This window comes from Pseudomonas frederiksbergensis (genome assembly GCF_900105495.1).
GTDB lineage: Bacteria > Pseudomonadota > Gammaproteobacteria > Pseudomonadales > Pseudomonadaceae > Aquipseudomonas > Aquipseudomonas frederiksbergensis.
Genome location: NZ_FNTF01000002.1, coordinates 2,596,103 through 2,608,439 on the forward strand (window position 1 = coordinate 2,596,103; position 12,337 = coordinate 2,608,439).

General features: G+C 60.1%; 13 protein-coding genes. 8 read left to right on the plus strand and 5 right to left on the minus strand.

Annotated elements, in window-relative coordinates:
- The first annotated feature begins 44 nt into the window (after positions 1-44).
- Positions 45-335, plus strand: a complete 291-nt coding sequence (locus BLW70_RS12255; protein WP_074874308.1) for a hypothetical protein — start codon at positions 45-47, stop codon at positions 333-335.
- Here the strand turns inward: BLW70_RS12255 and BLW70_RS12260 are convergent.
- Positions 332-805 carry a cyclic nucleotide-binding domain-containing protein gene (locus BLW70_RS12260; RefSeq protein ID WP_074880516.1) on the minus strand — a complete coding sequence of 158 codons (474 nt, stop codon included), beginning with the start codon at positions 803-805 and terminating at the stop codon, positions 332-334. The two genes, BLW70_RS12255 and BLW70_RS12260, sit on opposite strands and share 4 nt — an antisense overlap.
- Before the next feature lie 217 nt (positions 806-1,022).
- Positions 1,023-3,077 carry a S9 family peptidase gene (locus BLW70_RS12265; RefSeq protein ID WP_074874309.1) on the minus strand — a complete coding sequence of 685 codons (2,055 nt, stop codon included), beginning with the start codon at positions 3,075-3,077 and terminating at the stop codon, positions 1,023-1,025.
- A gap of 215 nt (positions 3,078-3,292) precedes the next feature.
- On the opposite strand from BLW70_RS12265, the gene BLW70_RS12270 reads away from it, so the two are divergent.
- From BLW70_RS12270 to BLW70_RS12280, 3 genes are read left to right on the plus strand one after another with little or no spacing between them, the layout of a single operon-like run.
- Positions 3,293-3,790, plus strand: coding sequence for an MFS transporter (locus BLW70_RS12270; RefSeq protein WP_074874310.1), 498 nt, complete (start codon positions 3,293-3,295; stop codon positions 3,788-3,790).
- Positions 3,791-3,821: 31 nt separating this feature from the next.
- On the plus strand, positions 3,822-4,598 hold the full coding sequence (locus tag BLW70_RS12275; protein WP_074874311.1) for a class II glutamine amidotransferase: 777 nt from the start codon (positions 3,822-3,824) through the stop codon (positions 4,596-4,598).
- 12 nt (positions 4,599-4,610) lie between these two features.
- A complete protein-coding gene (locus BLW70_RS12280) occupies positions 4,611-5,153 on the plus strand; it encodes a DUF2937 family protein (protein WP_074874312.1) in 543 nt (180 codons plus the stop codon).
- Between the two features lie 137 nt (positions 5,154-5,290).
- Here the strand turns inward: BLW70_RS12280 and BLW70_RS12290 are convergent, their stop codons facing one another.
- Positions 5,291-6,217 carry a LysR family transcriptional regulator gene (locus BLW70_RS12290; RefSeq protein ID WP_074874314.1) on the minus strand — a complete coding sequence of 309 codons (927 nt, stop codon included), beginning with the start codon at positions 6,215-6,217 and terminating at the stop codon, positions 5,291-5,293.
- A 148-nt stretch (positions 6,218-6,365) separates the two neighbouring features.
- Between BLW70_RS12290 and BLW70_RS12295 the strand changes: the two genes are divergently transcribed.
- The 4 genes from BLW70_RS12295 to BLW70_RS12310 are packed head-to-tail and all read left to right on the plus strand — an operon-like array spanning position 6,366 to position 10,089.
- Positions 6,366-7,652 carry an MFS transporter gene (locus BLW70_RS12295; RefSeq protein WP_074874315.1) on the plus strand — a complete coding sequence of 429 codons (1,287 nt, stop codon included), beginning with the start codon at positions 6,366-6,368 and terminating at the stop codon, positions 7,650-7,652.
- A gap of 60 nt (positions 7,653-7,712) precedes the next feature.
- Positions 7,713-8,465 (plus strand): 5-oxoprolinase subunit PxpA, encoded by a 753-nt coding sequence (locus BLW70_RS12300; RefSeq protein WP_074874316.1) that lies wholly within the window; start codon positions 7,713-7,715, stop codon positions 8,463-8,465.
- Positions 8,462-9,166 (plus strand): 5-oxoprolinase subunit B family protein, encoded by a 705-nt coding sequence (locus tag BLW70_RS12305; protein ID WP_008153155.1) that lies wholly within the window; start codon positions 8,462-8,464, stop codon positions 9,164-9,166. Before BLW70_RS12300 ends, BLW70_RS12305 begins: the two co-directional genes overlap by 4 nt.
- Positions 9,163-10,089, plus strand: a complete 927-nt coding sequence (locus BLW70_RS12310) for a 5-oxoprolinase subunit C family protein (protein ID WP_074874317.1) — start codon at positions 9,163-9,165, stop codon at positions 10,087-10,089. Before BLW70_RS12305 ends, BLW70_RS12310 begins: the two co-directional genes overlap by 4 nt.
- A 132-nt stretch (positions 10,090-10,221) precedes the next feature.
- On the opposite strand, the gene BLW70_RS12315 is transcribed toward BLW70_RS12310, so the two are convergent.
- Positions 10,222-11,400: a vWA domain-containing protein gene (locus BLW70_RS12315; RefSeq protein ID WP_074874318.1), complete on the minus strand. Its 1,179-nt coding sequence runs from the start codon at positions 11,398-11,400 to the stop codon at positions 10,222-10,224.
- 33 nt (positions 11,401-11,433) lie between these two features.
- A complete protein-coding gene (locus BLW70_RS12320; protein ID WP_074874319.1) occupies positions 11,434-12,279 on the minus strand; it encodes an AAA family ATPase in 846 nt (281 codons plus the stop codon).
- Positions 12,280-12,337: the final 58 nt, after the last annotated feature.

Sequence of the window (12,337 nt, forward strand, 5' to 3'; positions counted from 1 at the left end):
TGGGAGTAGCCTGCAAAAAGACCACAAGGCCAACGGAGCCATTGATGAAGCGCACCATTCTAACGGTCATTGCCTTGGCCGCGCTCTCGATAACTGCAGTGCAGGCCCAGCAGTTGCAAACCATTCCGACCAGCCCTGCGCCGCTGCCCGGTTCGCCCGGCACCGCAACTCCGACGCCGTACCCGCAAATCACCCCGACCAGCGTACCCAAGGTCGGGCCCGGCAGTGGCGGTCCGCCGTTGGTGCCGATTGAAATGCCTGGTCCGCCCGCCAAGGACCAGCCACTGCCGGTGCCGGAGCAAAACCCGTCGAAAGCCAAACCGCCCGGTGGTTAAACCTGCTGCGAGAGCAGTTGCCCATCGGCCATGCGCAGGCGTTTGGAGAGGGAAACGGCGAGGGCGCGGATGATTTTGGCGGCTATTTTCGGTGCATCGTTGAGCATCTTTTCCAGCGAATCCTTGCCCAGGTTGAGCAGCTGGCAGTTGCTTGCGGCCACGCAACTGGCCGAGCGGCGTTCGCCGTCGAGTACGGCCATTTCGCCGAACGCCCGACCGCTGCGCAACGTTGCCATGGTCACCTGGTGCCCATCACTGTTGGTTTTTTGCACCGCCACCTGGCCGGTGTGGATGATGCACATGAAGCTGCCGGCATCGCCTTCATGGAAAATCTCTTCGCCCTGAGCAATGGTGCTGATGCTGAAATAGCCCGAAGCCGTGGCGAAGTCCGCCGGCAGCAGTTGATCGAACAGGCCACAGTCCATCAGCCAGTCGCGAATTTCATTGTTCAGTAAGGTCGGTTCTGACATGTCGTCACGGTCTTTTTCTTGTGTCTGTTGCAGGCTCGAATTTGAAATCACCGCAAATCCCTGTGGGAGCGGGCTTGCCCGCGATGACGATGTTACAGCCAATGATGATGTTGAATGTGATGGCCTCATCGCGGGCAAGCCCGGCTCCCACAGGGAATGTGTGTTGTCTCGGGCCCCTAGTGTCTGGTGTTAAGACCGACACGCCGAGCCAAGTTCCTCAGGCGATGCCCAAAACCTTGAAAACAAATGCGTATTCGAGAGCTACGTCACGCAATCCTTGATACCGACCGCTCATCCCGCCGTGCCCGGCACCCAATTCGGTCTTGAGCAGCAGGGGATTTGTGTCGGTTTTGGTCGCGCGTAATTTCGCCACCCACTTGGCCGCCTCCCAGTACTGCACGCGACTGTCGTTGTAGCCGGCGATCACCAGCATCGCCGGATAAGCTTGTGCGGTGACGTTTTCGTACGGCGCGTAGGCCTTTATCCGCTCATAAACGTCCGGTTCTTCAGGATTGCCCCACTCGTCGTATTCGGTGACGGTCAACGGCAGGTCCGGGTCGAGCATGGTGTTCAGCACGTCGACGAACGGCACTTCGGCAATCGCAGCAGCAAACAACTCCGGCCGCTGATTGAGCACCGCGCCGATCAGCAGGCCACCGGCGCTGCCGCCGCTGATCGCCAATTGCTGTGAAGTCGTGAAGCTATTGGCGATCAGGTGTTCGGCGCAGGCGATGAAGTCGCTGAACGTGTTGTGTTTGTGTTCCTGCTTGCCGGCGCGATACCAGGCTTCGCCCAGTTCACCGCCGCCACGCACGTGAGCGATGGCGAACGCCACGCCACGGTCCAGCAGACTCAAGCGGGCGTGGGAGAACCACGGGTCGAGGCTTTCGCCATAAGCGCCATAGCCGTACAGATAAAGCGGCGTCGGCTTGCCGAGTGCTTCGCGTTTGACGACGAGGCTGATCGGCACTTTCGTACCGTCAGGTGCGGTCGCCCACAGGCGCTGACTGACGTAGGCATCGGCGTCGAACGGGCCAAGTACCGGGGTTTGCTTGAGGACTTTCTGCTCGCCGTTGCCCAATACCAACTGGCGGATTTGCGCCGGGCGGTTCAGCGCTTCATAGCGCAGGCGGATCCTGTCGCTGACGAACTCCAGACTGTTCTGTACATGAAGGCTGTAGGCCGCGTCCGGTAATTGCACGCGGTAGCTCGGCAGGTCTTGCGGATGAACTTCGATGATCGGCAAGCCACCCTCACGCAAGCTCAGGGTCATGGCACCGGCATTCAGGCTCATGCCTTCGATCATCACCGTGTCGCTGTGCGGGATCAGGTTTTGCCAGTCGGCCTCGGTCGGCGCCACGCCGGTGTCGGCGGCGTGGTACAGGGCAAAGTTGATGCCGTCGCGATTGGTGCGAATGAACCAGGTCCATTGACCGTCGAGCGCGCCGTGGTCGACGTCGTACTCATGGTCTTCAACCCTCGGTGCGATGCAGGTAAAGGCTTGCTGCGGCTGGAACGCGTCGAGCACCCAGACTTCGCTGGTGGTTTTGCTGCCCAGGGACAGCAGCAATTGCTGCTCGGAACTGGAGCGGTAGCAATGCATGAAGAATCGACCGTCCGGCTCATGGAACACTTCTTCGGCCGCCGTACCGTCCAGCCGATAGCGGAACAGTTTGTGCGGGCGATGGGTGTCGTCCAGTTCGCCGAAGAACAACGTCAGGCTGTCATTGGCCCAGGTCATGCTGCCGTCGCAATCCTGGAATTCCAGTTCACTGACACGGCCGTTGGACAATTCCTTCACGAACAGCGTGTAAATCTCATCGCCCGTGGCGTCGATGCTGTAGGCCAGACGCTGGTGGTCCGGGCTGATGCTGAAGGCGCCGAGGGAAAAGAAGCCGCCGTTGGCCAGTTCATTCGGGTCCAGCAGCAGCTGTTCCTGGCTTTCGTCGAGCAGCAGGCTGTCATCGGTCGGGCGCGGGCAGCGGTAGTGACGGGCATATTCATCACCGGCCGTGGTGCGCGTGTAATACAGGTATGGACCCCAAGGGGAGGGCAACGACAGGTCGGTTTCGAGAATCCGGGCCTTGATCTCTTCGAACAGGGTTTCACGCAACCCGGCCTGATCGGCGGTTTGCGCCTCTTGGTAGCGGTTTTCCGCTTTCAGGTAGTCGAGCACCGCCGAGGTGTCGCGCTCCTGCAGCCAGGCATACGGGTCGTCGCCTTCGGCCTTGTGGGCGATGGGAGCGTCGGAAACGTTGACGGATAGGGGCATGAAGGGCTCTCGAACAATGTACGGAATAAGGGCTTCGCAACGTGTGGGAGCGGGCTTGCTCGCGAAGGGGCCAGCACGTTCAACATCTCTGTTGACTGACACACCGCTTTCGCGAGCAAGCCCGCTCCCACAGGGGATGCGTTTTACAGACTGGTATTGGGGCAGCCTGACGTGCGAAAAGTCGTTACTATAAGCGCCTCTTTGCCTGCCTTGCCATGGACACCATGACCGAGAACGACTATCTGATCGCTTGGGGCCTCTACGCCTTCGCCGCTTTGGGCTGCCTGTTGGTGTGGATGCGCATTACCCGCTGGATGTGGCGCTGGCTGCGTGAGCCGCTACGGCTATTGGTTGCCGTGTTGCTGTTCTGCCCGACCATCATTGATCCGGTGAAGGAAAAAGTTGCCCCGGCCATCGCCATTACGGCCCTTGACCTGATGTTCAAGGTCGGCAACAACGCCTGGCGCGCGGTTTCCGACCTGTTCATGTACGGCATGATCGCCTTCGGCATTTACCTGGTATTCGTGGCGATCCGTTTCCCTATCGAACGTGCGGCCAACGCTCGCAAGGAACAGGCCGCCGCTGCCAAGGCTGCGGCCCGGGCCGATGAACCTGAAGAAGATCATCCATTCGGCGGTGCGGGCGATGATCGTTACGGTCGTCCACCGGTGCCGAGCAACCCTCAGCGAATGCGGGTCGAACCGCGACTGTAACCTGCCCCTGCCTTTCAGCGAGAATCCGAGCATGTGTGAGTTATTGGGCATGAGCGCCAATGTCCCGACCGATATCGTGTTCAGCTTCACCGGGCTGATGCAGCGCGGCGGCCGCACCGGTCCGCACCGTGACGGCTGGGGCATCGCTTTTTACGAGGGCCGTGGCCTGCGCCTGTTTCAGGACCCGGCGGCGAGCTGTGAGTCCGAAGTCGCGAACCTGGTGCAGCGCTATCCGATCAAGAGCGAAGTGGTGATCGGGCACATCCGCCAGGCCAATGTCGGCAAGGTCTGCCTGTCCAATACCCATCCGTTTGTGCGTGAGTTGTGGGGCCGTAACTGGTGTTTTGCCCATAACGGCCAACTGGCGGACTTTCAACCGATCAAGAGTTTTTACCGCCCGGTCGGCGATACCGACAGCGAAGCGGCGTTCTGCGATTTGCTCAACCGCGTGCGCGCCGCGTTCCCGGAACCGGTCGAAGTCGAAGAACTGCTGCCAGACCTGGTGGCCGCCTGTGCCGAATACCGCAGCAAAGGCGTGTTTAACTGCCTGCTCAGCGATGGCGACTGGTTGTTCTGCTATTGCTCGACCAAACTGGCGCAAATCACCCGTCGCGCGCCCTTCGGCCCGGCGCGCTTGAAGGACGTCGATGTGATCGTCGATTTCCAGGCCGAAACCACGCCCAACGACGTGGTCACGGTGATCGCCACCGAACCCTTGACCGAAAACGAAACCTGGACCCGCTACGAACCGGGCCAATGGAGCCTCTGGCGACGCGGTGAATGCGTCAGCCAGGGCAAGACCGAATAAGGATTTCCCTTCATGTTGCTCAGTTATCTACGGCTGGTGTTGTTCGCGGCGGGCCTGTTGATCGGTGTCCAGGTGCCGGGGTTTATCAGCGACTATGCCAAGCGCGTCGAAGCGCATCTGATTGAGGCGCAAACTGGTCTGAGCGGTTTTCAGGGCACGGCGAATCAGTTCTTCAAGGGGGACATGCAGGCATTGGTGGCTCATTACCGCGCCAGTGAAGACCCGATCTTTCGCAGCGATGCCGACAGCCTGAGCACCTTGCTCACCCGTCAACTGGCCCTCGATAAACAGTTCCAGGCCATGCAAGGCCCGTGGTACATCCGCTTGCTGCAGGTCGCACTGGCGGCCGATCCGGATATTCGCAAGGAAACCTGGAACGGCTACAGCTATCAGATCCTGCTGACGCCGGAAGCGATGATCTGGGGCATGAGCGGGGCGTTGCTGTTGTCGTTCGGCATTGAATGCCTGTTCCGTCTGATCGACTGGGTGGTGCTGGGTGGCAAACGCCTGCGCCAGAGCCGGCCGATCGAAGACCGGGATGTGCGGGGGTTGTAATGAGCGCCACCGACCTGTCGAATGATCGTTCCCACGCTCTGCGTGGGAATGCCTCAACGGACGCTCTGCGTTCGGCTCTGAATGGGACGCGGAGCGTCCCGGCTGCATTCCCACGCGGAGCGTGGGAACGATCAATGTCAGCTCACCGAAGGTTTGCTGAGGACGATGTAGTTTTCACCCACCTTCTTCGCATACCCGTCCAGCACCTGCTGACATAACGAAACAATCTCCTCGACCCACTCCACGCCCACCCGCCACGACACCACCACCTGCAAATTCGGTGGCCGTTGGTCGATGGCCAGCAAGGTCAATTCCCCCCGCGCCAGTTCCTCGGCGACCAGCACCGGCGGCAGTGCGCCAATACCGAAACCGTCGCGCAGCAACCGGGTGATCGCCGACACCGAGTTCACGCAGTTCAACCGTGGCGTCAGGATGCCGTTGGCCTGCATCAGGGCGAGAATCTCCTGATGCGGATGGGAGTTTTTCGAATAGGTAATGATCCGTTCCCGCGCCAGGTCGGCAATGCCGGAGTACTCGCGGTTGTAGATCGAGTTCGTAGCCACAATCCAGCCCATCGGATGACTGGCCAGTTCAAGGCTGCGCACACTTTCCTGACGCAACAGGTCGGTTTGCAGGATCAGATCGAGAAAGCCTTTTTGCAGCTGATCGCAGAGGTTGAGCGCGGTATCGGCCACCAGCTCGATTTCCACCAGTGGATAGTGATCCATCATTTGCGCCACCAACGGGCTCAGCCAGGTGTGGATGACGGTGTCCATGACACCGATCCGGACCCGTCCGACCTTGCTTGAGCGCGTCTCGATCGAGTGCTTGAGCGCCTGCATCGTATCCATCATCTGCTCGGCATATTCGAGCACTTTCAGGCCTTCGGGCGTCAGGCTCACGCCGCGAGAATCGCGCAGGAACAGCTTCACCCCGAGCTCGCCTTCGAGCACGGCGATACGGCTGGAAATCGACGCCTGGGTGGTGAAGAGCTTGTCTGCCGTCAGGCGAAAACTCTTGAGTCGGGCGACCCAGACAAAGGTCTCGAGAAACTTCAGGTTCATAGGGACAAGTTTTTCTTATGTCTAAAGCGGGTTTTTATTAGTTGGACGTAGCAGGGCCGGCAGCCCAAAAATCAGGCCATCCGGTCCCCACGATAGGCGTCGTCGGGGTTCAGAACAATACCAATAAAAATTAGCGCGGAGATTTGCCATGAGTGCGCCCGACACGCTCGACATCCCCAAAGCCACGGTTCGCCCGGGACCTTTCGACTGGTACCGCAACATCAATCAGCAGGAACGTCGCACGTTCTGGAGCTGCAAGATCGGCTATGGCCTGGACGGCATGGACACCCAGATGCTCAGCTTTGTGGTGCCGACCCTGATTGCGATGTGGGGCATCACCACCGGCGAGGCCGGGCTGATTCACACCAGTACCCTGATCGCCTCGGCCATCGGCGGTTGGGTGGCGGGGATCCTCTCCGACCGCATCGGTCGCGTCCGCACTTTGCAACTCACCGTACTGTGGTTCGCCTTCTTCACCTTCCTCTGCGGTTTCGCCCAGAACTACGAGCAACTGCTGATCAGCCGCACGCTGATGGGCTTCGGTTTCGGCGGCGAATGGACCGCCGGCGCGGTGCTGATGGGTGAAGTGATTCGCGCCAAGGACCGCGGCAAAGCGGTGGGCATGGTGCAATCCGGCTGGGCATTGGGTTGGGGACTGACGGCGATCTTGTATGCGCTGCTGTTCTCGGTATTGCCGCCGGAAGACGCCTGGCGCGCTCTGTTCCTGCTGGGCATCGTGCCGGCAATCTTTGTGATCTTCGTCCGTCGGCTGGTCAAGGACCCGGAAATCTATCGCGAAGCCAAGGCCAAGCAAGAACCCAGCAACCCGGCAAAGTTCTACGAGATCTTCGCTCCCGGCATCCTGTTCACCACGATTCGCGCGTCGGTACTGACCACTGGTGCCCTCGGCGGTTACTACGCGATCACCTCCTGGTTGCCGACCTTTCTGAAGAACGAACGTGGTTTGAGCGTACTCGGTACGGGCGGTTATCTGGCGATGGTGATCGTCGGTTCCTACGTCGGTTACGTCATCAGCGCGTATTTGACTGACATCCTCGGGCGTAAAAAGAACTTCATACTGTTCGCGGTCGGCTCGTTCACCATTGTTCTGCTCTACACCCAATTGCCGGTCAGCAATGGCGTGATGCTCTGGCTGGGCTTTCCTTTGGGCTTCTTCGCTTCGGGGATTTTCAGTGGCATGGGCGCGTTCTTGACCGAGCTGTTTCCAACGCGGATTCGCGGTTCGGGCCAGGGCTTTTGCTACAACATAGGCCGGGCGCTGGCGGCATTGTTCCCGCTGTTGATTGGCTTGATGAGCCAGAAGGTGCCATTGAGTGTGGGAATCGGTGCCTTTGCGGCGGTGTCCTACGGAGTAGTGATCCTTGCTGCCCTGAGCCTGCCGGAAACCCGTGGCAAGCAACTCGAGGCCGAGTAACTGATAATCTGCGGGCAAATGCCTACAGCTAAAAGAATAAAACCTACAGGAGTGTTCACCGTGAACCGCCTGCTATTGAACTGCGACATCGGCGAGAGTTTCGGCAACTGGACCATGGGTCTGGATGCCGAGGTCATGCCCTTCATCGATTGCGCCAACATCGCCTGCGGCTTCCATGCCGGCGACCCGAGCATCATGCGCAAGACGGTTAGCCTGGCCTTGAGCAACGGCGTGCAGATCGGCGCACATCCGGCGTATCAGGATCTGGTCGGCTTCGGCCGCCGTTCCATGGCCTACACCGCCCAGGAACTTCAGGACATTGTGCATTACCAGATCGGCGCTCTCGACGGCATTTGCCGGGCCCAGGGCGGGCGGGTGAGTTACGTCAAACCGCACGGCGCGATGTACAACGACATGATGGCCAACCCGGCGCAGTTGCGCGCAGTGCTTCAGGCTGTGGCGGCCTATGATCGCCAGTTGCCGCTGATGTTGATGGCCACTCGCGACAACAGCGCAGCCCAGCAATTGGGCGATGAATACGGCGTGACCCTGTGGTTCGAAGCCTTCGCCGATCGTGCTTACAACAGCGCCGGAATGCTGGTTTCGCGACAACTGCCAGGCGCAGTGCATCACGATCCCGAGACAATCATCGAACAGGCGCTGACCATTGCCCGCGGCGGCAACCTTACGGCCAGCGATGGCAGTGCCCTGCGCTTGCAAGCCAACACACTTTGCGTACATGGCGACAATGCCAGTTCGGTAGCTGCCGTGCGGCGTATTCGCGAAGCACTTGATCAGCAGAGCGCGCCATGAACCTGCGGGTAGAAGTGGTGGCGCTGGATTGCTTGATGGTCCGTCTGTTCGATGAGATCAGCGAGGCCAACATGCCGTGGATGCTCGCCGCCAGTGAAAGTCTGCGTGCTGCGTTCGCCGGGCATCTGATCGATCTGGTGCCGTCCTATACAACGTTGATGGTGCATTACGACCTGACCGCGTTGAGTCCGGCCCAGGCTCGGGAGCTGATCGCCGAGGCTTTGATCGATCTGTCGCCCAACGCCTGCACCCGCGGCAAATGTCATGTGTTGCCGGTCTGGTATGACTTGAGCGTTGGCCCGGAGTTGAGCCTGTTGTCCCAGCGCAGCGGATTGGCCGTGGATGAAGTGATCCGCCGCCACAGCGAGCGCGAATATCAGGTGTTCGCCCTGGGTTTCGCGCCGGGTTTCGCTTTCATGGGGCTGGTGGAAGAAGCGCTGGCGGCGCCGCGTTTAAACACTCCGCGTAAAAAGGTGGCCGCGGGAAGCGTCGGCATCGCCGAACGGCAAACCGCCGCTTACCCGGTGGTGTCTCCCGGTGGCTGGAATCTGATCGGCCGCACCCCGGCCAAATTGTTCGACCGCGAACGCGACGGCTATAGCCTGATGCAACCGGGCGACACGGTGCGTTTCGAAGCCGTCAGCCATGCCGAATTCATCAATCTGGGCGGTGATGACACGCCGTTGGAGGCCCAGGCATGAGCCGTCTATCAATACAAGCGAGTACACCGCTGTGCCTGTTGCAGGACGCTGGCCGTTTCGGCGTGCGGCATCTGGGCGTGACCCAGGGCGGGGCGGCGGATTGGCGATCGATGTCTTGGGCCAATTGGTTGCTGGGCAATAGCCTGGATGCACCGGTGATTGAAATCACCCTCGGCGGGTTTACCGTCGTCGCCGAAGAGGATTGCGTGCTGGCGTTGGCCGGGGCGGATCTGGGGGCGCAGGTGGATGGCGAGGCGTTGGCACCGTGGCGCAGTTTCAGGCTGAACAAAGGTCAACAGTTGCAATTCACTCAGCCGCTGCTTGGGGCCCGGGCTTATTTGGCGGCCCCGGGCGGATTTGATGCGCCAAAGGTGTTGGGCAGCAGCGCAACGGTGGTCCGTGAGGAACTCGGCGGGCTGGATGGCATGGGCCGGGCGTTGGCCAAAGATGCGCGGTTGAGCTACTCGGGCAGCTCGCTGCTTTTGCTGCGGGAACTGGCGCCCGAACAGGTACCGGATTTCAAACTCAACGCGCCGCTGGACCTGGTCCTTGGTGCGCAGATCGGCGAGTTCAGTGGACAGAGTTCGTTTGACGCGTTCAACAGTGTCTGGACCCTCGACAGCCGTGCCGACCGGATGGGCATCCGCTTGCTGGGAACGGCGTTGCAGTATCAGGGTAAGCCGATGATTTCCGAAGGCATCCCGCTGGGTGCGGTTCAGGTGCCGCCGGACGGGCAGCCGATTGTGCTGCTCAATGATCGGCAGACCATTGGCGGCTATCCGCGATTGGGGGCGTTGACGCCATTGGCGTTGGCGCGGCTGGCGCAGTGTCTGCCGGGGACGAAGGTGCGGTTGAAGCCGGTGGTGCAGGATGTCGCGCATCGGGAGCATGTCGAATACCTGCGCCGGTTTGCCTCGCACTGATCGTTCCCACGCTCCGCGTGGGAATGCCGCCCGGGACGCTCCGCGTCCCTGTGACGCGAAGCGTCACTTGATGCATTCCCACGCAGAGCGTGGGAACGATCAACGATCAGCAGTGTGGGAACGATCAGCGCTCTATTTGGAAAGAAACCGCATCCCTTCCTCCAACCCCCGCAACGTCAGCGGGTACATCTGGTCGTTAATCAAGTCCCGCACGATGTTGGTCGACGACGTATAGCCCCACGTATCTTTCGGATACGGGTTGATCCAGATGACCTTCTTGTACTTCTCCATGAACCGCTGCATCCACACATAACCCGCTTCTTCGTTCCAGTGCTCGACGCTGCCGCCGGCCTGGGTGATTTCGTACGGGGCCATGGCGGCGTCACCGATGAAGATCACTTTGTAGTCGGCGCCGTATTTGTGCAGCAGGTCCTGGGTCGAGGTGCGCTCGGAGGTGCGGCGCATGTTGTTCTTCCACACCGATTCATAAACGAAGTTGTGGAAGTAGAAATACTCCAGGTGCTTGAACTCGGTCTTGCAGGCCGAGAACAGCTCTTCGCAAATCTTCACATGGGCGTCCATCGAGCCGCCGATGTCGAACAGCAGCAACAGCTTGACGGTGTTACGCCGCTCGGGTCGCATCTGGATGTTCAGCAGCCCGGCATCGCGCGCGGTGTGGTCGATGGTGCCATCGATGTCCAGCTCTTCCGCCGCGCCCTGACGGGCGAATTTGCGCAGCCGTCGCAGGGCCACCTTGATGTTGCGCGTGCCCAGTTCCACCGAGTCATCGAGGTTTTTGTACTCGCGCTGATCCCAGACCTTGACCGCTTTGCCTTGGCGCTTGCCGGCATCGCCGACCCGAATGCCTTCCGGGTTGAAGCCACCGGAGCCAAACGGGCTGGTGCCGCCGGTGCCGATCCATTTGTTACCGCCGGCATGGCGTTCTTTCTGTTCTTCGAGGCGTTTCTTGAACTCTTCGATCAGCTTGTCCAGGCCGCCGAGGGACTGGATCGCCGCGCGCTCTTCGTCGCTCAGCGAACGCTCGAACTCCTTGCGCAACCAGTCTTCCGGAATCAATGCCTGAAGGTGATCGTCGAGTTTTTCCAGGCCGTTGAAATAGGCACCGAACGCCCGGTCGAACTTGTCGAAATGCTTTTCGTCCTTCACCAGAATCGCCCGGGACAGGTAATAAAACTCGTCCATGTCGGCGAAGGTCACGCGCTGTTTCAGCGCGTTGATCAGGTCCAGCAGCTCTCGTACCGAGACCGGCACCTTGGCTGCGCGCATTTCATTGAACAGGTTAAGCAGCATGGCTATCGCCCTCTATCTTGTTAAACAGAGGGATCAGCGAGTGCCGCGACGGCTCATGAACGCCAGACGTTCAAGCAACTGCACGTCCTGTTCGTTCTTCACCAAAGCGCCGGCCAGCGGTGGAATGGCCTTGGTCGGATCGCGCTCGCGCAGTACCGCTTCACCGATGTTGTCGGCCATCAGCAGCTTCAGCCAGTCCACCAGTTCGGAGGTCGATGGCTTTTTCTTCAGGCCCGGCACCTTGCGCACGTCGAAGAACACGTCCAGCGCTTCGCTGACCAGGTCTTTCTTGATGTTCGGGTAATGCACGTCGACGATCCGCTGCATCGTGATGCGATCCGGGAAGGCGATGTAGTGGAAGAAGCAGCGGCGCAGGAAGGCGTCCGGCAGTTCTTTTTCATTGTTGGAGGTAATGATGATGATCGGGCGTTTCTTGGCCTTGATGGTCTCGTCGATCTCGTAGACGTAGAACTCCATCTTGTCGAGTTCTTGCAGCAGGTCGTTGGGGAATTCGATGTCGGCCTTGTCGATTTCGTCGATCAGCAAAATCACCCGCTCTTCGGATTCGAAGGCTTCCCAGAGCTTGCCCTTTTTCAGGTAATTGCGAACGTCGTGGACCTTTTCCGTGCCCAGTTGCGAGTCGCGCAGACGGCTGACCGCGTCGTACTCGTACAGGCCCTGATGCGCCTTGGTGGTGGATTTGATGTGCCAGGTGATCAGTCTGGCGCCGAAGGACTCGGCCAGTTGCTCGGCGAGCATGGTCTTGCCGGTGCCCGGTTCGCCCTTGACCAGCAGTGGACGCTCCAGCGTGATGGCGGCGTTGATCGCCAGCTTCAGGTCATCGGTGGCGACGTAGGCCGGGGTGCCTTCGAACTTCATCTGCTAATCCTCGAACGGTAAACGCCGACCTGAGCGAAGCAGGGCGGGGCGCAATAAT